Here is a 22,161-nt window from a genome sequence, read left to right as displayed (position 1 = left end):
AGAGGGCCACCGGCCCCCTCAGCCAAACCTAGTTGGTCAAATCATGCACAGCGAATTTGGAAAACGACGCTTCTACCACCCCGCCTGACACGATGCCGACAGCGCCCTGATCCATACCGCCCTGCCCGATTTCACCGACGGACGTTCCGTTCAACATGAACCTGAGCGTGTCTGCCTGCTCCACAATGGCCAGATGATTGTCGCCGAGGACGGGCCCACCGGGCATCGTTTCCATCATCATTGAAAATCCATTTCCGTCGCGTCGGTAGATTTTCACGCCGCCATCCGCCTGCAGTGTGTACAGATAATAGTATCGGGTGCTCTGATCATATCCGAACAGAATGCCAGCAAAGCCGTCCGGCGTTTTCGGGTCGATCCGGACAATCGTTTCGATGGCCTGGCGCGCCTTGCCGTTCGTCTGGATGAAGACGTAATCGATCGCGCCAGGATCCTGCATATTGGTTGCGCGGAACGTCCCCATTGGCCGTGAATATTGCCATGCACCGTTCATTCCCTCTTCTGGAAGATAGGTCTCCAGCGCGCCGAGCTGATCGCTGGAGGCAGGTTGAGCGCCTATCGTTGCGAAGCTGTTGTCTTGGGCGGGTTGACTGCCGGTCATCTGGGACAGGCTCATGATGGTGGTGGCAGCGATGATGGATAGGGTCAGCATGAAATCCTCTTATCTCCCGTGGCGAAATGCCCCTTACGTTCCTCATTGCGCGGGTCGGTCGGAGAGAAGGTCAAAAAGAGTCAGCGCGTGTCGACTTTCCTGTTCAGCGGATGCGGCTATGTCAGGAAAAACAGTGACAGGAGGTTCTGATGAAGCAGGTTTCCCAATGGGCGTCCTTTGGCGGCGCGCTTTCGGTGTTCGATCACGACAGCGCTGAGGTGAACTGCTCCATGCGGTTTGCTGTTTTCACGCCGCCGCATGCCCAATGGGGCAAGGTGCCAGTTCTCTGGTACCTGTCGGGTCTCACCTGCAACTGGTCCAATGTGATGGAAAAATCGGGGCTGCAGCGCAAAGCGGCCGCGCTGGGCGTCATGATCATCGCGCCTGATACTTCCCCCCGGGGCGAAGATGTCCCCAATGACGAGGCTTATGATCTGGGCCAGGGGGCGGGCTTCTACCTGACGGCAACGGAACAGCCGTGGGCAAAGCATTTCCGCATGGACCAGTATATAACAGCTGAGTTGACCGATCTTATCGCGTCAGAGTTCGATGTGGCCGATATGGATCGTCAGGGGATCATGGGCCATTCCATGGGCGGGCATGGCGCCCTCACCCTGCATCTGAAACATCCCGACCGCTATCGCTCCGTTTCGGCGTTCTCGCCGATTGTCGCCCCTAGTCAGGTGCCGTGGGGACAGAAGGCGTTCAGCACCTATCTCGGTGACGACCGGACCGCCTGGGCCGAATATGACGCCTGCGAACTGGTGGCGAAGGCCCCCTCCTCAGCCAGCATCCTGATCGATCAGGGGGAAGCGGACCAGTTCCTGGAAGAGCAGCTGCAGCCTGAGCTCTTCGAGGCGGCCTGTGCCGAGGCCGGGCAGAAAGTCGATGTCCGGCGGCACCCGGGCTATGATCATTCCTATTATTTCATCGCCAGCTTTATCGATGATCACATCGCGCATCATCACCGTGCGCTGTCAGCCTAGCACGGCTCTGTCGGCCATGATGGTGATTGCGAGGTAGCCGACATAGCCCGCGAGCAGGACGGCCCCCTCCCACCGCACGATGCGCATGGCGGTCAGTCCGAAGACGACGGCAAGAATGGCGGCAATGGCCATGGCCCCTGCATCGACCAGGCCGATCCCGGGCGGCAGGTCCATGGGCGCGATCAGCGCGGTCAGGCCGAGGACACCGGCGATGTTGAAGATGTTCGAGCCGACAATGTTACCGAACGCCATGTCGCCCTGCCTGCGGAATGCGGCCACCATGGAGGCGCTGAGTTCCGGCAGCGATGTCCCGACCGCAACCACGGTCAAGCCAATCAAGGCCTCACTCGCGCCCCAGGCTGTCGCCAAAGAAGATGCACCGCGGACCAGAAGGTTTGCTGCAATCATCAGGAGGACAAGGCCACCGAGTACGAACAGGCCGGATTTGAGTAGCGGGTCGCCCGTCCCCTCGGTTGGCAGATCATCGGGATCTGCGCCGCTCCGAATGACAATGAAAAGATAGCTGGCGAGGCCGACCAGTAGCAGCGCGCCGAACAGCCGTGGAAAACCGCCCAAATACATCGCGGCTAGGGTTACGGCCGTGAAGACAAGCATCAGGAAACCGTCCCGATGAACCGCGGTGCGGGTGCACGCCACGGGAAAAATGATCGCGGTCAGCCCGAGGATGAGCAAAACGTTCGCAATGTTGGAGCCAACGACGTTGCCGACGGCGACGCCTTCAACGCCACTGAGAGACGCGGTAAGGCTGGTCACGAGTTCGGGGGTTGAGGTGCCAAACCCCAACACGACGACACCGATGACCGCAGGCGACAGGCCAAATTTGAGCGAGAGACCGGTCCCCCCTCTCACGAGAATGTCTCCACCGAAAACAAGTCCAGCGAGACCCAAGGCGACGAACAGTACGTCGGCCCACATTACCGTCATAAAAACCAATCCATTCCTGAGAGCCCGAAGCGCATCCGCCCGCACAACACGAGCGACTGTTCACGATCGTCATGACACTTCGATCGTTTGGAAAAATGTGGCTGGTGCGCGGATCGGCTACAAGGGGCGACCTGTTTATTATTTGCGGTCGCTTGGGACTTACCGCCCCTCATATTGAAACGTGATCGGCCGGCGGCTCGACGCAGGGTTTTCGCGCCGAGCGCCGCTCGCATTAGCCTCAGATCATGGCCATGCCGCCATTGACGTGAAGTGTCTGGCCGGTGACATAGCCTGCTTCATCCGAGGACAGATAAACCGCCGCTGCGGCAATATCCGATGGCGACCCCATTCGGCCGGCCGGGATGTTGGCATTGATGGCATCTTTTTGGGCGTCGTTCAGGACATCCGTCATCGGCGTGGCAATGAAGCCCGGCGCGATGCAGTTTGCGGTCACGCCCCGCGAGGCCACTTCCTGCGCAAGCGATTTCGTCATGCCGATCATGCCCGCCTTGGAGGCGGCATAATTTGTCTGTCCCGCATTGCCAGTGACGCCGACAACCGAGGTCACGCCGATGATCCGGCCAAAGCGTGCTTTCATCATGCCGCGCAACGCGGCTTTCGACATCAGCCAATAGGACTTGAGATTGACGGCGATCACCGTGTCAAAATCTTCGGCCTTCATGCGCATCATCAGATTGTCTTTGGTGATGCCTGCATTGGCGACGAGAATGTGCAAGCCGCCCATCGCCCCGCTGGCTTCCGCTGGCAGGGCCTCCACCGCATCGGGGTTGCTCATGTCACAGGGCAGGACGTGAACGCGCTCACCGAGGTCGTCGGCCAGGGCGCGAAGCTGCTCTTCGCGACGCCCGGACAGAGCAACGGTGGCACCGCGCGCATGAAGTGAGCGGGCAATTTCGCCGCCAATACCGCCTGTAGCGCCGGTGACGAGTGCTGTTTTTCCTGTCAGATCAAACATGATAAGCCTTTTGTTCAGTGTGCGACAGCGTCGCGGAAATTGTCGAAATCGGCGGGTGTGCCAAAATTGATGGCCTTGCTGTCATCAGCGATGCGCTTGACCAAGCCTGTCAGGACCTTTCCTGCCCCCACCTCGATGAAGGTGCGCGTGCCATCTTTCTCCATTCGCTTGATGGTTTCGGTCCAGCGGACCTTGCCGGTGACCTGCTCGGTCAGGGTCTGGCGAATCATATCCGGATCGGTCACGGGGGCGGCAAGGACGTTTGAGTAGATCGGCACTTCTGGCGCGCTGATCGTGGCTGCATTCAGTGCTTCGGCCATCGCTTCCTGCGCCGGTTTCATCAGCGTGCAGTGGAAGGGCGCGGAGACAGGCAGTTTCAGCGCCCGCTTTGCGCCATGGTCCTTGGCCATCTGGCAGGCGGCATCGACCGCCGCTACAGCGCCTGAAATGACGACCTGTCCGGGGGAATTGTCATTGGCGATCTCAGCGCCGGTTTCATCGCAGATGGCGATGACGTGATCCATGTCGAGCCCAAGAATGGCGGCCATCGCCCCCTCGCCCACGGGCACTGCCGACTGCATGGCCTCGCCACGCAGGCGCAGCAGTTTGGCGGTGTCGGTCAGGCTGATCGAGCCGGCGGCACAATAGGCTGAATATTCGCCAAGGGAATGGCCTGCCATACCGAGCATGGTGCCATAGCCAAGACCGGCATCCTGCAGCACGCGGAACGCGGCAATCGATACGGCCATCAGCGCAGGTTGGGTGTTGCGGGTCAGGGTCAGTTCTTCGGATGGCCCCTTGGCCATCAATTCAAACAGGTACTGGCCGAGTGCCTCGTCCACTTCGTCAAAAACGGCGCGGGCGACGGGATATTCCTCCGCGAGGGCGACCCCCATACCGACGGCCTGGCTCCCTTGGCCAGGAAAAAGGATGCTGAGCTGATTTGCGCTAGGGGTCATGATGGCCTCGATCGACTGGACTGGGCCTGGCTCATACCGGCCACGCCCCCCATGGCACAAGCCCAAGTGTCAATTGGCGTTTGCCACCGGGATAGTCTGGCGCTGACAACGGACAAGCCGGTCGGTCCCGCCCCATGCCTCAAACGCCGCCTTCCCCCGCACAGCAACGGACGCAGCACTATAAGGCGGCGGCGCCTTGTCGCCGCCAAAGAAGATCCACAGCACGTCATCCCCGCCGACCACACCTTGGAAACGGTTTGAGCGGTCAATATCGGTCGTCGCCGGCAACCCATTCACCGCCCGGCTCAACGCGACGGAGCCCTCGCCGATCTTGGGGCCAATGTCAGCGACAATAAAGGGCACAGGATCACACTTGCGTCCCGTGCCGCAGCCCTTGAGGCGAATAGCCACCCCAAAAGTGCCCAGATTAACACCGCTGTCCCGCCGCACCACTGCGTGCGGTACCGTCAGAGCATCCACATAGCGCCGCTGATCACTTTCCTCGAACGCCCCGTTCTCAAGCGTTGTGGGGGAGACGTAAAAACCTGAGCCGTCGCTCTGCAGCACCGGAATGGCCCGAGGCACGGTCTGGCCAGACACCCGCGCACTGCCTCGCCCGACAATGCCATACCACCGCACAGCGCCGACATCGCCATCGGTCCATCCCGCGTCGCCAATGCGCTTCACGTCGTCCATGAATTTGCCGGTGCAGACCGAATTGGATGTCGAGCCGTGGTACCGGGTGCCGTCAGGCAGATAGACCTGGCCCGCATTGCACAGATGCAGGATCGCCCCGCCTGCAGCATTGTCCGGATGATAGGCCTTCCCCGACCCGTCCACATTGATCGCCATGGGCGCCATGGTGATCAGACTTCCCCCCTCAAGGGCCATCAGGGTCTGGCCGCCGCGCTCGACCACCTCGCCCTCGCAGCTTTGACTATTGCCGATCTGCGTCAGGTCGATCGGACCCGTGCTTGCCACTGTCTCGCGAACAGGCGGCGGGCCGTCTTGGTCGGGCTGGGGGGTGACGCAGGCTGAACCCGCAAATGCGAGCGCCAGAGTGAGTGCGAATGAACGGATACGCATGGTCGATGCCCCATGATTCGTGGTGTTTCCTAATTCAAGACCACCATGGTGGCATCAAAAAGGCAATCACTGCCGTCAGATGTGCACCCGATTGTCATTCGATCAGATGACGGATGGTCAATCGGAAAAAAAGATCATCCCGATGGGGTGATGTTTGTGGGTTTCAATCCTTCTCGGTTTTTCATATTCTGACCGGCTGCCCACTGCCAAAGGGCGCGCAAGTGAAAGAATTCATCCGTGTTTCGCCTTTTTGAATCAATCGTCCGCCCGTTTTTTCCTGAGCCGCCAGAGCAGCCGCCCAGCCAACTGGGCGCGTTTATCTGGCATTATGCCCGGCCGTTTCGCTGGCTGTTTCTTGCCAGCATCTTTGTTTCCATGCTGATCGCCCTCGTTGAGGTGTCAGCGTTCAGTCTCGTTGGCAGTATTGTCGACTGGATGAGCGGCACCACTCCCCAATCCTTCTGGAGCGAATACGGTGTTCAGGTGGGTCTCATTTGCCTGTTGATGGCCGTGATCTGGCCACTCCTGACGCTGATCGACGATCTGATCATCCCGAATGGCATCATGGGCAATATGGCGATGTCGATCCGCTGGCGCGGGCACCGATATCTCCTGCGCCAGTCGACGTCTTTCTACGCGGAGGACTTTGCAGGCCGGATTGCAACCAAACTGATGCAGACGGCCACCGGTGTGCGTGACGTCGTCGTGAAGGCCTGCAATCTGGGCGTTTACATCATCACGTATTTTCTGTCGTCGGTCGTGCTTTTCGCCAGCCATGATTGGCGCCTGATGCTGCCGCTGCTGATCTGGGTCGCCGTTTATGTCTTCTTGCTGATGACATTCCTGCCGCGGCTGAAAAAGTGGTCGGCGCTGCAGTCCGATGCACGGTCGAACCTGACGGGTCGTGTGGTCGATGCCTATACGAATATTCAGACCGTGAAGATGTTCGCGTCCAGTGACGCTGAGGAGTCTTATGTAAAAGACGGCATGCAGAACATGCTGGGAACCGTCTATCCACAGATGCGCGTTGTCACGACCATGTCGTTCTGCCTCAATCTTCTGAATGGCAATCTGATCGCGGGCATTATCGGGGTCGGCGCATGGCTGTGGACACAGGATGCGATCAGCTCCGGCACCCTCGCCTTCGCCGCGACCATGGCCCTGAGGATGCAGGGGCTGAGCCATTATTTCCTGTGGGAAATGGCAAACATGTTCGAAAATCTTGGTGCGGCAGAAGACGGGATGGGCACCCTCTCGCGGCCACACCAGATTGCAGATGTGCCCGGTGCGCGACCGTTGCTGCCACAGGGTGGCGATGTGCGGTTTGACAAGGTAACATTCCACTATGGATCGGCCCGCCAGATTATTCCTCAGCTGGACCTGCACATCCGTCCGGGTGAGAAAGTGGGCCTCGTCGGGCGGTCAGGCGCGGGCAAGTCGACTTTGGTGAACCTGCTTCTCCGTCTGTACGACGTGGAAGACGGCCGGATTACAATCGATGGTCAGGATATCGCAGGCGTCACGCAGGAATCCCTGCGCCAGTCGATTGCCGTGGTAACACAGGACACATCGCTGCTGCACCGCTCCATCCGGGAAAACATCGCCTACGGACGACCATCCGCTGCAGAAGCAGACATTATCGGCGCTGCGAAGCGGGCGGAGGCGTGGGACTTCATCCAGACGCTGGAGGATCGGAAGGGCCGCACCGGGCTTGATGCCCATGTGGGTGAGCGCGGTGTCAAACTGTCGGGTGGTCAGCGCCAGCGGATCGCGATTGCCCGCGTCATCCTGAAGGACGCGCCAATCCTCGTCCTCGACGAGGCCACATCGGCGCTCGATTCAGAGGTGGAAAGCGCCATCCAGTCGCGCCTCGACGACCTTATGGCCGGCAAGACCGTCGTCGCGATTGCGCACCGGCTGTCGACCATCGCGGCGATGGACCGGCTTATCGTTCTGGATCAGGGACAGATCGTCGAAAGCGGAACCCATGAGGCGCTCATCGCCCAGAACGGTCTGTACGCATCGCTTTGGGCGCGACAGTCGGGCGGGTTCCTGCCCGATAGCGATGGAGCATAAAGCGGCCCTGGGGGCGACGGTACGGCCGCCCCCAGCCGATTTTATTCAGCTGAACTTGTCACAACCTGATTGGCAACGTTCAACGTCTTTGCGTCGAGCGTGACGCTCGTCTCCTCGTCCACATCCATCGCGGAATGTGACAGGTAAACGGTGTAATCGCCTGCGGCGCGATTCCATGTTTTATCGCCACTGTCAAAAGTAGACAGGATCCGGTCGTCGACCGTGACAGTCACGTCCTGGGTCGCGCCAGGGGCAAGTGTTACCTTGTCCCAGCCGGCGAGACGTTTGGGGGCATCCCAGCCACCGGCCTTCGGCCCGACATAGATTTGCGGCACATCGGCGCCCGGCTTCTCGCCCGTGTTGGTCACGGTGAAGCTGACGGACAGAACGCCATCAGCAGTGTCGGTGGTCAGATTGCTGTAGTCGAAGCTCGTGTAGCTCAGTCCGTACCCGAATGGATAAAGCGGCTCCAAGCCCTTCTTGTCGAACCAGCGATAGCCGACGGCGGACCCTTCAATATCATAATCAGCCTGCGCCCATTTGGCGTCGCCAACCGGTTCAGAGTCGATTACAGGCCGCGGCAATTGCTTGAGGGTTTTCGGGAAGGTCATGGGCAAGTGGCCCGACGGGTTCACCTCACCCGTGAGGACGCGCGCAATCGCTTCGCCGCCTTCAGATCCCGGATACCAAGCTTCCACGATGCCTGCGACATCGTCCTTCCACGGCATCATGACCTGCGCGCCGGTTTGCAGGACGACGACCGTGTTCTTGTTGGCTTTGGCCATCCGCTGAACCAGCTTGTCACCGTCGTAGTCAAGCGCGAGATCGAAATCGACGCTCTCGCCCGTCCATTGGGTACCGAAAACAAGGACAACGTCTGCTTCCTTGGCAGCCTTGGCGGCTGCTTTCAGATCCTTGCCATCCATGTAGGTGATCTCGGCGCCAAGGCGTTCTTTCAGCTGTTCCACAGGACTGGAGGCATAGAAAACAGCTGGGCCGGGGAAGCTGTTCATGCCGTAATTCATTCCATTGGCCGGGTCGCCGCTGCGGCTGTAGACCTGTGACGCGCCGCCGCCGGAGATGACCCCCTTGTCGGCCATGCCGCCGACCACGAGAATCGACTTCACTTCGTCGGTCAGTGGAAGAATGCCGTTCTCGTTCTTCAGAAGGACCATGCCTTCTTCTGCTGCCTGACGGGTGATGTCGGCATGGGCGTCGAAGTCGATATCCGCTTCGTCTGGCTCTGCTGCGATCTCGTTGTCAAAGACTCCATTGTCGAACATGGCCCACAGGACCCGATGCGCCATGTCGTCGAAACGGGCCTGACTGACGTGATCGTTCTCTACGGCCTCAACGAGGGCCTGGCCGAAATAAGGCGCCCGGTCGAACGGGAAACCTGATTGCTGGTCCAGACCGGCATTGGCAGCGGGGACGGTCGAGTGGGTCGCACCCCAATCGGACATCACATATCCCTTATAGCCCCAGTCCTCTTTCAGCACTTCGGTGAGAAGGTATGGGCTCTCGCAGGAATAGTCGCCGTTGACGCGGTTATAGGCGCACATGACTGAACCGGGATCGCCGATCTCGATGGCGAGCTCGAACGCCAGCAGTTCAGTTTCGCGTCCCGCCTTGTCGGCCATCTTGGCATTGACGCTGTTGCGCTTCGTTTCCTGAAAATTGTGCGCGAAGTGCTTCACGGTTGAAATAATGTCGTTGGACTGAATACCTTTGATGGCCTCGCCCACCATGACGCCCGCCAGCAACGGATCTTCGCCGGCATATTCAAAGTTCCGTCCGGCGCGCGGCTCGCGATTGGTATTGACTGCGCCCGCCAAGAGGACATTGAAACCTGACAGCCGCGCCTCATTGCCGATCATCTGGCCGCCCTTGTAGGACAGCTCTCTGTCCCAGCTGGCCGCCGTCGCGACGCCAGACGGCAGTGCCGTGCGCAAGAATGGATTCGGGCCGCGCTGCGAGGCCACGCCCAGACCGGCATCCGCCAGCCACTGATTGGGAATGCCGAGCCGTTCGATGCCGTAGACAAAGCCAGCGGACTGGTTGCGGGCCTCTTCCGGCGGAGTCCAGTTCATGCCGGGCACGTCGGCGCGGGCGTTGAGCCAGGGGGCGGGGCTGCCAAAATGACCAAACAGCAGGGTCATTTTTTCCTGTGCTGTCATTTCGGCGAGAACGAGATCAGCACGCTCTGCTGCGGACAGCGACGTGTCCATCCACGGAAACTCTTTGTCCTGCGCTGCCGCGGGGAGTGCGAGTGACATGGCGAGGGCTGAGCCCATCAGGACAGCCTTGAGAGATTGAAGACGTTTCATCATTTCCTACCCTTTTTGTTGCGTAGAGCGAGCAGATCCCCCGTCGGGACAGATACGCATGCAACCGGTTTCTTGGCGACAAAGTCTTACGGCCTGATGACCAAAACGCCAACTGCGGATCGTGCGACAGACTGGTCCATCAACCACGCATCATGATGATGAAAGTAGAGGCAGTCATTTTGAGGATGGAAACGATGGTGGAGCTAAGCGGAGTCGAACCGCTGACCTCTTGCATGCCATGCAAGCGCTCTACCAGCTGAGCTATAGCCCCGAACGCATCGGAAGGGCCGAAATAGTCGGCGCTGCCGAGTTTGACAAGACCGTTTTTTCCCACTCTTGCAGATTTATGTCGGGGCGGCCTAAGGCACCGGCATGACAGACCTATCGAAACTGAACGATGATGATCGCGCCATCATGGCGCGCCTTGAGGCCGCCGCGGACACAATGCTCTCGCGCACGATTGAGTGGGCGAAGATCAATACCGGCAGTTACAACACGGACGGTCTGTACCAGCTGGCACCAGTCATCGCCGATGCCTTTCGCGCGCTCGACGCCGATGTGGCGCTGGAGGATGCGCCGCCCTTCCCGGTCATCACCGACAAGGGCGAAAGCGAAGACATGACGACCAGCCCGATCATCCGTGTGCGGTCCCGTCCGCATGCCCCTGTGCAGGTGGTCATGAGCGGTCACTACGACACGGTCTTTCCGCCAGGCACATTCACGGAGATCCGCGACCTGGGAAATGGCCGGTGGAACGGCCCGGGCCTCGCCGACATGAAGGGCGGGCTGAATGTGATGCTGGAAGCACTGAAGGCTTTTGAAGCAGGCCCGATGAAGGACCGGCTCGGCTATCAGATTGTCATCTCGCCTGATGAGGAGATTGGCAATTTTGCCAGCGCCCCTGCCCTCACGGCGGCGGCCCAGTCAGGCGCAATGATCGGCATGACCTATGAGCCCTGTCTCGAGACCGGCGACATGGCCGGCGGCCGCAAGGGCTCCGCAGTGTTCGATATCGTGCTGCACGGCAAGTCTGCCCATGCGGGTCGTGCCAAGGCCGAGGGCCGCAGTGCGATTCTCGCCGCGGCTGAGCTTGTGGTCGGCCTTGAGGCGCTGAATGACGAGCGCGAGGGCGTGACCCTGAATGTCGGTGCGATCGAAGGTGGCGGTGCCGTGAATATCGTTCCCGATCTGGCGATCGTCCGGTTCGGCGCGCGCGCTCCCGATCAGGATGCCGCCGATTGGTGTACGGACCAGATCAAGGTTCTATTTGAACGCGCCATTGGCCGTGACGGCATTACGGGGCACCTGCATGGTGGTTTCTACCGTCCGCCGAAACCGCGCAATGCGGCCCAGCAGGCCCTCTTTGATGCCGTGCATGGCACGGGTCAGGCACTGGGGCTGAATATCGGTTTCGTTGATACCGGCGGCGTGTGTGAAGGCAACAATATCTTCGCTGCCGGGGTGCCGAACATTGACACGCTGGGCGTCAGAGGCGGCCGAATTCATTCATCGGAAGAATTCGTCGATGCGGACAGTTTCGCCGAACGGGCTAGCCTGTCCGCCCTGTTGCTGAACCGGCTCTGTGATGGCCGGATCGATGGGGCCCGAATAAAGGCGCTTATGACCTGAGGACGTGCCGGTCCGACAGGACGTGCAGGGCCTTGAAGGTCAGGATGACGGCTGCCAGCGCAAAGGTCACGAGGTTGGCGAGAATCACAGGCATCGCGCCAATCATGAGACCGTAAGCAAGCCACATCGCCACACCGGCGACGAACATGGCGTACATGGTCAGTGAAATGCCGGCGGTGTTGCGGGTCCGAAGGACCTGAACGGCCTGCGGCAGGAAAGAGGTTGTCGTCAATACGGCGGCGACGGAACCGAAAAGTTCTGCGTTCATCGGAGTAACCTGAAATAAGAAGCGGAGATGATGATGTAACCGGTTTTGTGCGCCGCAGCAATAAAAATGTTAGCGCTATCAGATCACGAATTGTTACATGTCGGCGTCCCGTTTCGAGGCAAGCATGTGCCATTGGGTCTCATAGCCTTTGCACACGAATTCAGCGACGGGATGCCGCGATCGACATTGTCGGTTGAATAATTCGCGCCAAGTTGGCCCCTGACAAACACCCGTTACAAACGACGCTCATAAACACGCCTGCCCAGCGTTAAGGAGACCATGGTGACCTGTTCGGAGATTTTGAAGGCGGCCCGTCTTGGTGCCTGTGTAACGGGACTGTGTGTCCCATTCGGCGCAATGGCAATGGCACAGGATGCGCCCGAAGGGCAAACTCAGGATACCGAAATCACCGATGACGTTGATGTCGATACGGATGTCATCACGGTTACGGCGTCGCGTCCCCGTGGCATGGTTGTCGGCGATATCGAACCGGATGTGACTCTCGATTCGGAAGAGATCGAATCTTATGGCGTCAGCTCCCTCGCCGAACTGCTCGATGAACTGACCGCAGAAACCGGCAGCGGCCGTGGACGCGGCGGTGGGCGACCGGTCGTCCTGCTGAACGGTCAACGCATTTCGGGTTTCCGGGAGATTGGCGAGTACCCGCCGGAAGCTTTGGCACGTGTGGAAGTGCTGCCCGAAGAAGTTGCACTGAAATATGGCTATCGGGCCGACCAGCGCGTCATCAATTTTGTCCTAAAGCCCAATGTCTCCGTACTGGCTGTCGAGCTTGAATCTGAACGGCCAACCGCGGGGCAGCGGGTGGTCAATGAGGCCTCGATCCGCAGGCTGTATGTCAACGAAGATCGCCGGTGGAGTGTCGACGCCAAGCTTGTTGACCGGACATCCCTTCTGGAATCAGAACGTGACGTGGTTTCAGACAGTCAGGGTACGCCCTTTGCGATCGGGGGAAATATCGGGACCTCACCCTATGGCGGCGCCATCAACGGCGCGCTCGGCCTTGCCGGTGACGATATTCTGGTAGCGGGCCAGACCGGTGGCGGCGCGACACCCGCATTGAGTGATTTTGCGGCGGGGACAGCCAACCGCACGGATACGGGCCAATACCGAACTCTCTCCCCGGCACAACAGGAAGCGCAGATCGGCTTCAGCTATAATCGGCCCTTTTTCGGTGAGCGAGCGTCTACGTTGAGCGGACGGCTCGAGCGCACCGAGACCCAGTCTCGCTCCGGTCTCCCGCAGGCGACAGTCTTGATCCCGCAAGGCAACCCGTTTTCGCCTTTTGATGACGATGTGGCACTCTATACGTACGCGGATGAGCTCGGGCCCCTTACGCGGATCAGCGAGAGCCTGGTCTCGAACGTGGGATTTTCAGTGGTCGGCAAGCCTGGGCCATGGAACTGGACCTGGACGGGTTCGGCGACCCAGACCGACAGTGAGTCGGAAACTGACACCGTACTACAGCTGGCCACACTCCAAGCGGCTATCGATGCTGGCTCGGACAGTGTCAGCCCATTTGGCGACCTGTCGGGGCAGGCCCTGCAGCAGCGAAAAACGGAATCGACGAGCCGCGTTGCCGAAACGGCGATCACGACATCCGGTACGCTGATGGATCTGCCTGCAGGCCCGGTGTCGTCCACCCTGAAGGGCAGCGTCCAACGTCAGACCCAGGACAGTCGTTCGGTGGATCAGAACGGAGAGACAGATGTCTCGCTGAGCCGTGATACAATGGATGCGCAGGCTAATGTGGATGTACCGCTCTTATCGGCAGACACAGACGATGGATCATTCCTCGGTGACGTTTCCGCCAATGCCAATATCGCCTATACGAGCCTGTCCGATTTCGACGACCTCGTGACCTATGGCGGCGGCCTGACCTGGCGGCCGGTTGATGCCCTTCGTTTCATCGTTTCCGTCACGCAGGAGGAAGGCGCACCATCGATCTCAAACCTTAGTGATCCCCTGCAGGTCACACCCAATGTCCGCGTCTTTGACTATACCAATGGCGAAACCGTCTTTGTAACGACAATTGACGGCGGCTCGGCTGATCTGCTTGCGGACAATCGCCGGGTGTACAAGATCGGCGCAAATATTGAGCCGTTCGAAGAACAGGATATCTCCATCCGGTTCGACTACACGGATTCTGAAATCGAGAATGAGGTCAGTTCGTTCCCCAATGCCACTCCGGCCATCGAAGCCGCCTTCCCCGACCGGTTCGTTCGCGACGAAACAGGCGCGCTCCTGTCTGTCGATCGTCGACCCGTCAATCTGGCGAGCCGCACGAGCAGAGAGTTGCGCACCACGTTGAGTTATATGAAGCGGCTTGAGCGGCCCGAATCCGGCGGAAATCGCGGTCCGGGCGGCGGTGCTGGCGGACGACCTTCGGGCGGGCAACGATCTGAAGCTTCGGCCGAGGAACGGCCGCAGGCTCAACGCCCCGGTAATGTAGAAGGCGCAGCACAGGGTGAGCGGCCGCGCGGTCGGCCACCGGGTGCCCCTCCGGCAGGCGATGCCCCGCCCCCGCAGGACGGGCAAAAACCCGCCGCTGAGGGCGAACGACCCTCTGGCCCGCCGTCAGGCGGACGTGCAGGCCGCGGAGGCGGGCGCGGCGGTCCTCCGGGTGGTGGCAGGCCGGGCGGCTATCGCGTCTCCCTGTCTCATGTCTGGTCCATCGAAAAGACCGTGCAGATTGCGCCGGGTCTTCCGGTGCTGGATCTCCTTGAAGGTGACACGCTGGGGGGGAGCGGCGGCGAACCTGAGCACACGCTCGATCTTGGATTTAACCTGTGGAACAACGGTCTGTTCATGCGCAGTGGCGTGAAATGGCAGTCAGCGACGACCGTCAATGCGAGCCCGCTGTCGACCGTTGGTGATCTTGAGTTCTCAGACCTGACAACGGCTGAAATCCGCGTGGGTTATAACCTCGACACGAAAGCTGGCCTGGTTGCGAAATATCCTTGGGTGAAGGGGATGCGCGTCAGCTTTGACGTCGAAAACATCTTCGATACGCGGCAGAAAGTGACAGATGCCTCCGGCGATGTGCCGCTGACCTATCAGCCTGACCTCATCGATCCCATCGGCCGAACGATCGAGTTTGAGATTCGCAAGCGCTTCTAGGAGATTCCGCTATCTTTTCTTGCGCTGCGCGGGTATGCGCCGCGCCATGCAAACACTCCGCAATATTGCGATTATCGCACACGTCGACCACGGGAAAACAACCCTCGTCGACGCCCTGCTCCGCCAATCGGGCGCCGTCCGTGACAATGCCGAGATGGCCGAACGCGCCATGGACTCGAACGACATCGAGCGTGAGCGCGGCATCACTATTCTCGCCAAGGCGACCAGCGTTGAATGGGTCAGCCCGGAATTCGGCGATGCCCGCATCAATATCGTCGACACGCCAGGCCACGCCGACTTCGGCGGTGAGGTCGAGCGCATCCTGTCCATGGTTGATGGCTGTCTCCTGCTCGTCGATGCCGAAGAAGGCCCGATGCCGCAGACGAAATTCGTGCTGTCAAAGGCGCTTGCTCTCGGTCTCAAGCCGATTGTCGTGCTGAACAAGGTTGACCGTGTGAATGCCGACCCTGACCGGGTTCTGGACGAGGTTTTTGATCTGTTCTCGGCACTCGACGCCAACGAAGATCAGCTCGACTTCCCGGCGCTTTACGCGTCTGGCCGTGATGGCTGGGCGTCCGCTGAGCTTGATGGCGCACGCGAAAACCTCGCGCCGCTGTTCGAAGCTATTCTGCGCCGCGTGCCGTCGCCGGACCTGCCTGAGAATGCTGGCAATATGCCATTTCAGATGCTGGCCACCACGCTTGAAGCCGACCCGTTTCTTGGTCGCCTGCTCACGGGCCGCATCGTTGCTGGTCGACCAAAGGTCGGTCAGATGCTGAAAGCCATGTCGGTCGACGGCAGACTGATTGAAAATGGCCGGATTTCCAAAGTCCTGGCCTTCCGTGGTCTGAAACGCCAGCCGGTGGAAACGGCCGAACCCGGTGACATCGTGGCCATTTCGGGCCTGCAGAAAGCATCTGTGTCGAACACGCTGTGTGATCCGTCGATCAATCAGCCCCTGCCCGCGCGCCCGATTGATCCACCCACCTTGTCGGTGACGATCAGTCCGAACGACTCGCCGCTTGCCGGTCGTGAAGGTGACAAGGTGCAGTCCCGTGTCATCCGTGAACGCCTGATGCGTCAGGCCGAAGGCGACGTCGCCATTCGCGTTACCGAGACGGCCGAGAAGGATGCCTTTGAAGTCGCCGGGCGCGGTGAGCTTCAGCTTGGGGTTCTGATCGAGAACATGCGCCGTGAAGGCTTTGAGCTGACAGTCTCGCGTCCTCGCGTCCTGTTGCGCGAAGACGAGAACGGCAATGTGCTGGAGCCGATCGAAGAGATCGTCGTCGATGTGGATGAGGATTATTCCGGCGTCGTCATCGACAAGCTGACCCAGCGCAAATGTGAGCTGATCGAGATGAAACCTGCCGGCGGCGGGAAGACCCGATTGGTCCTGAAAGGGCCGGCGCGGTCGCTGATCGGCTATCACGGCGAATTCCTGACCGACACGCGCGGAACGGGCGTGATGAACCGGATCTATCTGGAGCATGGCCCTTATCGCGGCCAGGTCGAAAGCCGCCGGACCGGCGTTTTGATGTCCAACGGTCCGGGCGAAGCTGTCGCGTATGCGCTGTGGAACCTCGAAGACCGCGGTGTCATGTTCATTGATGCTGGTGCCAAGGTCTATCAGGGCATGATCATTGGCGAGCATGCCAAGGGCAATGACCTTGAAGTCAACCCGCTTAAAGGTAAGCAGCTGACCAACGTTCGTGCCGCCGGCAAGGATGAGGCTGTCCGGCTCACCCCGCCTCGTCGGATGTCGCTCGAGCAGGCTATTGCTTATATCGCTGATGACGAACTCGTCGAGGTCACGCCGCAATCGGTTCGCCTGCGTAAGCGTTATCTCGATCCAAATGAAAGAAAGCGGCACGCCAAAGGCACTGCCGCTTAATCAATCACTCCAAGGGGCGCGGATTATTCGCCGTTGATGATAATCCGTGTCCCTGATGGAGCTGGCTCGACGTAAGGCTCGTCATCCTGGATGTCGAGAATGATCGTCTCTGCGTCAGGATCAATGTAAGTTGACGATGGCTGACGACGATCGGCGTAGCGGCGTTCTTCATAGAAACGATCTTCGTACACTGGCTGACCAACGTCATTACGGGCTGTTACCCGGGCATTGTGCAAGTCAGCTTCCGCCGCATTCAGGTCCCGTTGAGCATCAATCGCCTGTTCGTGAGCTTGTGCCACTTTCTCCCGCGTCCGTTCGACGGATTCGACGACCTCTGAAATTTCGCGGGCATCGGCGACAAGGCTGTCCGTGTTCTGAAGGCGCGCTTCCATCCGTTGGGCGTAGTTCCGCATCATGATTGCGGCACTGCGAGCGTCATCAGCAGCCAGCAAAGAAGCGCGTACGGACGTGCGTGCGGCTTCATTGTCATCGGCCAGCATGTCTACACGACCGGAGGTGTCGGCAGCGAGTTCAATTGCCTGGTCGATCTCGTCGGCCAGTTCTTCTGCACGTTTGGCATTGTCGATGGATTTGTCGACGAGGTCCTGCAGTCGGGCAACAGACGAGTCGTGGGCAGCTGCCACTTCCACATCGCTGTCCCCCGCGGCGACGACCGCAGGTCCAGCGTTATAGGAGCCTGTCACGAGCACGTAAGCGAACGCGACAAGCCCTGCGGCAAACAGCAATCCAACCAGCACACGACCCATGACCATTCTCCTTTGTTAGGAAATGAACGTGGATCAGGGTTAAGAGTTCCCGTTGCCGGTCCCGGTTACGTGCCCAGACGGTTGCGAAATGACTGATATCCAAAGTCGCTGATGACCTCGACGCGACCATCGGCATGGCGAATACCAAGCCCCGCCAACGGTGTTCCGTTAAAGGTGTTCGTCTTCACAAATGAATAGTGCATCTGATCGGTGAAGGCGAGCTGGTCGCCGGGCGCGAGGGGCTCAGCGAAGCTGTAATCGCCAATAATATCCCCGGTCATGCAGGTCTTGCCGCCCAGCTGATAGGCGTGTGGACCTGTACGACCAAGGGTTGCGCCGCTGATTTCGGGCGTATACGGTACTTCCAGAACGTCCGGCATATGGGTGGACGCTGAGGCATCAATGATCGCCAGATCGATGTCGTTCCAGTGCAGATCAAGGACCGTGGTGTACAGCTCGCCCGTATTCACGACGAGGCCCGCGCCGGGCTCGAGCACCACATTGACGCCAAAGCGGTCCTGGAATGCCTTGACGGCGTTGATGAGCGCCTCGCGATCATAGCCGGGCTTGTTCAGGAAATGGCCACCACCAAAATTGACGCTGGAAACCCTGCTGATGTAATCGGCAAAATTGTCGGCGACGTGCTTTATGAGGTTCACTGACCCCTCATGCAGCGACTCGCACAGCGCATGGACGTGGAAGATATCAATGATTGACCAGTCAATCTGGTCGAGCTTAGCAGGGACTTCGCCAAAGCGGCTGCCCGGGGCACACGGATTATAGAGATCCCCGCCCAGCGTCGCATTTGAATAGCCTGGATTGACCCGCAGGCCGATCTTCGCGCCCGCGGCCTTGGCCTGGCCGGCGAACCGTTCCACCTGTCGCGCCGAATTGAAATAGATGTGCTGTGCCCAGCCTGTCAGCCGCGTGACTTCATCCTCAGTGTACGCGGGAGAATAAACGTGGACTTCCTTGCCGAACTCCTCGTGTCCCATGCGCGCTTCAAATTCGCCGCTGGCCGTGGTGCCGTCGAGATAGTCGCGCATGTACGGAAACGCGGCGGGCATAGCAAAGGCCTTGGTCGCGAGCAGGACCTTGCACCCTGCCCGCTCCCGTACCTCGGCAGCATTCTCCAGATTGCGCTTCAACCGTTCCAGATCGAGCACAAAGATCGGGGTCTCGACACCGTCGGGAAGAAGCCTTGCCATCAGGTGGTGACTGCGAAAAGGCTGGCCTGATCGGCTTGGCTGACATCGATTACCTGCCATGGCAGGCCGCGTTCAGCGACGTCCACGAGGAACGGCCGCGATGGGAATTGTTCGACGTTGAACACGCCCGCGCCTTCCCACTCGCCCATGAAGAACATGGTCGCGCCGGACACTGGCGGTACGCCGGTGGTGTACGAAACCGCCTGTGCGCTGACTTCCTTGAAGGTGTCGGCATGGTCAGAGACGTTGTAAATCATCTTGCAGATCGACTTGCCGTTCTTCCGGCCTCGGATGATGACGCCGATTGACGTCTTGCCGGTATAGTTTTCAGCCAGTGAGGATGGCGGCGGCAGGAGTTCTTTGAGGAATTCCATCGGAATGACGGGGTTGCCCTTATACATCACCGGATCGATGCGGGTCATGCCAACGGACTGCAGCACGTCCAGATGCTTGATGTAGTTCTCGCCAAAGGTCATCCAGAACCGGATCTGCTTCAGGCCCTTGATGTTCTGAACCAGGCTCTCCTCTTCCTCATGATAAATGAGATAGGAGGCACGCGGACCAACTTCCGGATAGTCGACATCACAGCGGATCGACAGCGGATCGACCTCGATCCATTCGCCGTTTTTCCAGTACTTGCCGCGCTGTGTCACTTCGCGGAGATTGATTTCCGGGTTGAAGTTTGTGGCAAAGCTCTTGCCATGGTCACCGGCGTTGCAGTCGACAATATCGATATAGTCGATCTCATCGAAGAGATGCTCCTGCGCATAGGCGCAGTAGATGTTCGTCACGCCCGGATCAAACCCGCAGCCCAAGATGGCGGTCAGCCCGGCTTCCTTGAATTTGTCATGGTACGGCCACTGATATTTATAGGTAAACTTGGCCTCGTCCTTGGGCTCATAGTTGGCCGTATCCATGTAGGAAACGCCGGCCTTCAGGCAGGCATCCATGATAGGAAGATCCTGATAGGGCAGCGCCATGTTGATGACGAGGTCAGGCTTGACCTTCTCGATCAGGGCCACCGTCTCGTCAACGTTGTCGGCGTCCACTTGGCTGATCTCGATCGGCGTCTTGCACAGCTTGGCGACTTTCTCGCAGCTTTCGATCCGGCGTGATGCCAGATGGATATGTTTGAATGTATCGCGGTCCATCGCACATTTCTGCGCAACGACAGATCCGGCGGCGCCTGCACCGATAATAAGGACGTTGTCTTTTACTTTATCCATGATCCGGGGCTCCCTGGATGTCTAAAGGTTGTATATCGATCTAGCGCCGTCAGATCAGGCGCCAAGAATTCAGCTCTGCAAGGCGCGTTGAACAGCGGCGACCAGCTCATTTTCCGGCACGGAGACCTGTGCTGGCTGGGATTCGCGCCACTCTTCATTGCTTTCAATCTGGGTTGACAGTTTCTCACCCAATTTCAGATCCTTGACGGTGATCTCACCACGGGCACGCTCGTCCTCGCCTTGCAGGACCGCCACGCGAGCGCCGCGCTTGTCGGCATATTTCATCTGTGCACGCATACCGCTGCCGCCCAGATAGACTTCCGTGGCAATACCCGCGGCGCGCAGTTGTCGCGCCATCATCTGATAGGCTCCCATGCGGTCAGGCTCCAGCGCCAGAATGACGACAGGGGCTTCATCAGCGGCCATCTGGCCCCTTGCCTCCAGTGCGGATAGGAGGCGTGAGACGCCTACGGAACACCCGACGGCAGGGACTTCCACGCCCTTGAAGCGTTTGACGAGGTCATCGTAGCGTCCGCCCGATCCGACGGAGCCGAACTGCACCACCTGCCCCTGATCATTCGTGACTTCAAAGGTCAGCTCGGCCTCAAAAACCGGCCCTGTGTAGTAGTCGAGACCCCGCACGACCGACGGGTCGATGATCGCCCGCTCGCCATAGCCCGTCAGGCCCAGCGTCTCGGCCATGGTTTCCAGTTCAGCCAGTCCTTCGGCACCAATGGCGTTGTCCCCGAGAATCTCGCGCATGCCGCGGATGGCGCCCATATTCGTGCCATCACTGCATTCCATGAAGGCCAGAACCATATCGGCTTGGCCATCCGACAGATGCGCGCCTTCGGTGAAGTCGCCGCTCTCATCCTTCCGGCCCTTGCCCAGCAGCCAGCGGACACCCTCCGCGCCAAGTCGGTCATATTTGTCCATGGCGCGTAGAACCGTGCCGGAGGTGCCGCCATCGGCGGTGTCGAGCCCGATGCTCTCAAGCAGCCCTGACATGATCTTGCGGGAGGAGATGCGGACGAGAAAATCGTCGAGCGGCACACCGGCGGCGGCCACGGCATCGGCCAACATCATGACGGCCTCGGCGTCCGCGTGGGGCGCAGGCGCGCCGACCGTATCGGCGTCGCATTGGGTGAATTCGCGGAAACGTCCCGGGCCGGGTTTTTCATTCCGCCACACGGTGCCGACCTGATAGCGCCGAAAGGGCTTGGGCAGCGCGTCGTAATGCTCGGCCACATGACGGGCCAAGGGCGCAGTCAGGTCGTAGCGCAGGCTCATCCACTGTTCGTCATCATCCTGGAGGCTGAATACGCCGTTATTGGGGCGGTCCACGTCCGGCAGGAACTTGCCCAGCGCATCGGTATATTCAAACGCCGGGGTTTCGAGCGGCAGGAAGCCGTATGAGGCATAGACCGCCGTAATCCGCCGCAGCATTGCCTGCTCGGCGAGGATTTCCGCGCCCGACCGGTCGCGGAAACCGCGCGGCTTTCGGGGTTTGGGACGGAATGTTTTTTCTTTCTTGGCCATGGGTGCCGTCTAGGCGAGGCCGCGAATGGGAGCAAGCGCGCCATCTAGTCGAGCATGTCGTCCGTCCGACAGACAAAGCTGATGTCCTTATCAGCCTTGAAGGCCTTTTCGAGTATATCGAGGAGGCTGGCTGTTTCAGATGATATGTCGATCTTTCGCCATTTCTTCCAGCTCCAATAGCTGTCGGTCTCCCGGCTCAAGGTGCAGGTGAAAGTCACTTCGCCGGAGTCAGGCTGTATTGAACGATGACACAAGACGCCGCCGCTATAATTTCCCATCTCCGCGTCTACCCACCATCCCCAGTCTTCAGGATAGACATCGTCAGACAGCACGTTGTTCTGCCTTAGGATATTTTGCACATATTCCGCGAAGGCTTGGCCGTACATCTCGTTGACGACATGCTCGTCTTCGGGTGGTGCGACCGTGAAATTCGCCGAACGAACGTGTATAAAACGGTCCATATCTCCATT

General features: G+C 59.5%; 17 protein-coding genes and 1 tRNA gene. 5 read left to right on the top strand and 13 right to left on the bottom strand.

What is annotated here, in order from left to right:
- Positions 1-28 precede the first annotated feature (28 nt).
- Positions 29-670: a hypothetical protein gene (locus tag RUI03_RS07050; RefSeq protein ID WP_317289583.1), complete on the bottom strand. Its 642-nt coding sequence runs from the start codon at positions 668-670 to the stop codon at positions 29-31.
- 149 nt (positions 671-819) lie between these two features.
- Here RUI03_RS07050 and fghA point away from each other — a divergent pair, with 149 nt between their 5' ends.
- Positions 820-1,656, top strand: a complete 837-nt coding sequence (gene fghA, locus RUI03_RS07045; protein WP_317289582.1) for an S-formylglutathione hydrolase — start codon at positions 820-822, stop codon at positions 1,654-1,656.
- On the opposite strand, the gene RUI03_RS07040 is transcribed toward fghA, so the two are convergent.
- The 4 genes from RUI03_RS07040 to RUI03_RS07025 all read right to left on the bottom strand — a co-directional run bounded on the left by RUI03_RS07040 (position 1,648) and on the right by RUI03_RS07025 (position 5,622).
- Positions 1,648-2,601, bottom strand: a complete 954-nt coding sequence (locus RUI03_RS07040; RefSeq protein ID WP_317289581.1) for a calcium/sodium antiporter — start codon at positions 2,599-2,601, stop codon at positions 1,648-1,650. The two genes, fghA and RUI03_RS07040, sit on opposite strands and share 9 nt — an antisense overlap.
- A 238-nt stretch (positions 2,602-2,839) precedes the next feature.
- Positions 2,840-3,577, bottom strand: coding sequence for a 3-oxoacyl-[acyl-carrier-protein] reductase (gene fabG, locus RUI03_RS07035; RefSeq protein ID WP_317289580.1), 738 nt, complete (start codon positions 3,575-3,577; stop codon positions 2,840-2,842).
- 14 nt (positions 3,578-3,591) lie between these two features.
- Positions 3,592-4,536 (bottom strand): ACP S-malonyltransferase, encoded by a 945-nt coding sequence (gene fabD / locus RUI03_RS07030; RefSeq protein ID WP_317289579.1) that lies wholly within the window; start codon positions 4,534-4,536, stop codon positions 3,592-3,594.
- 69 nt (positions 4,537-4,605) lie between these two features.
- The gene (locus RUI03_RS07025) at positions 4,606-5,622 is read right to left on the bottom strand and encodes a hypothetical protein (protein ID WP_317289578.1); all 1,017 of its coding nucleotides are present in this window, start codon (positions 5,620-5,622) and stop codon (positions 4,606-4,608) included.
- 237 nt (positions 5,623-5,859) lie between these two features.
- On the opposite strand from RUI03_RS07025, the gene RUI03_RS07020 reads away from it, so the two are divergent.
- Complete coding sequence (locus RUI03_RS07020) at positions 5,860-7,698, top strand: ABC transporter ATP-binding protein (RefSeq protein WP_317289577.1); 1,839 nt, start codon at positions 5,860-5,862, stop codon at positions 7,696-7,698.
- 41 nt (positions 7,699-7,739) lie between these two features.
- Here the strand turns inward: RUI03_RS07020 and RUI03_RS07015 are convergent, their stop codons facing one another.
- Together RUI03_RS07015 and RUI03_RS07010 are read right to left on the bottom strand one after the other, a co-directional pair.
- The gene (locus RUI03_RS07015; RefSeq protein WP_317289576.1) at positions 7,740-10,028 is read right to left on the bottom strand and encodes a beta-glucosidase; all 2,289 of its coding nucleotides are present in this window, start codon (positions 10,026-10,028) and stop codon (positions 7,740-7,742) included.
- A gap of 192 nt (positions 10,029-10,220) precedes the next feature.
- A tRNA-Ala gene (locus tag RUI03_RS07010) sits at positions 10,221-10,296 on the bottom strand.
- Between the two features lie 101 nt (positions 10,297-10,397).
- On the opposite strand from RUI03_RS07010, the gene RUI03_RS07005 reads away from it, so the two are divergent.
- Positions 10,398-11,654, top strand: a complete 1,257-nt coding sequence (locus RUI03_RS07005) for a hydrolase (protein WP_317289575.1) — start codon at positions 10,398-10,400, stop codon at positions 11,652-11,654.
- Here the strand turns inward: RUI03_RS07005 and RUI03_RS07000 are convergent.
- Positions 11,644-11,922, bottom strand: a complete 279-nt coding sequence (locus tag RUI03_RS07000; RefSeq protein WP_317289574.1) for a SemiSWEET transporter — start codon at positions 11,920-11,922, stop codon at positions 11,644-11,646. The genes RUI03_RS07005 and RUI03_RS07000 overlap by 11 nt on opposite strands.
- A 279-nt stretch (positions 11,923-12,201) precedes the next feature.
- On the opposite strand from RUI03_RS07000, the gene RUI03_RS06995 reads away from it, so the two are divergent.
- Positions 12,202-15,060 carry a hypothetical protein gene (locus tag RUI03_RS06995; protein ID WP_317289573.1) on the top strand — a complete coding sequence of 953 codons (2,859 nt, stop codon included), beginning with the start codon at positions 12,202-12,204 and terminating at the stop codon, positions 15,058-15,060.
- A 46-nt stretch (positions 15,061-15,106) separates the two neighbouring features.
- A complete protein-coding gene (gene typA / locus RUI03_RS06990) occupies positions 15,107-16,951 on the top strand; it encodes a translational GTPase TypA (protein ID WP_317289572.1) in 1,845 nt (614 codons plus the stop codon).
- Between the two features lie 23 nt (positions 16,952-16,974).
- Here the strand turns inward: typA and RUI03_RS06985 are convergent, their stop codons facing one another.
- The 5 genes from RUI03_RS06985 to RUI03_RS06965 form a co-directional block, all read right to left on the bottom strand.
- Positions 16,975-17,718 (bottom strand): hypothetical protein, encoded by a 744-nt coding sequence (locus RUI03_RS06985; protein WP_317289571.1) that lies wholly within the window; start codon positions 17,716-17,718, stop codon positions 16,975-16,977.
- 65 nt (positions 17,719-17,783) lie between these two features.
- The gene (locus RUI03_RS06980; protein ID WP_317289570.1) at positions 17,784-18,926 is read right to left on the bottom strand and encodes a carboxynorspermidine decarboxylase; all 1,143 of its coding nucleotides are present in this window, start codon (positions 18,924-18,926) and stop codon (positions 17,784-17,786) included.
- Positions 18,926-20,152: a saccharopine dehydrogenase family protein gene (locus RUI03_RS06975; RefSeq protein ID WP_317289569.1), complete on the bottom strand. Its 1,227-nt coding sequence runs from the start codon at positions 20,150-20,152 to the stop codon at positions 18,926-18,928. Before RUI03_RS06975 ends, RUI03_RS06980 begins: the two co-directional genes overlap by 1 nt.
- A 69-nt stretch (positions 20,153-20,221) precedes the next feature.
- The gene (gene hisS / locus RUI03_RS06970) at positions 20,222-21,691 is read right to left on the bottom strand and encodes a histidine--tRNA ligase (protein ID WP_317289568.1); all 1,470 of its coding nucleotides are present in this window, start codon (positions 21,689-21,691) and stop codon (positions 20,222-20,224) included.
- A gap of 44 nt (positions 21,692-21,735) precedes the next feature.
- On the bottom strand, positions 21,736-22,152 hold the full coding sequence (locus RUI03_RS06965) for a hypothetical protein (protein WP_317289567.1): 417 nt from the start codon (positions 22,150-22,152) through the stop codon (positions 21,736-21,738).
- Positions 22,153-22,161 lie beyond the last annotated feature (9 nt).

This window comes from Parvularcula sp. LCG005, assembly GCF_032930845.1.
GTDB lineage: Bacteria > Pseudomonadota > Alphaproteobacteria > Caulobacterales > Parvularculaceae > Parvularcula.
Note: the sequence above shows the minus strand (reverse complement) of the source record. Positions and strands in the feature narration are given on the sequence as shown.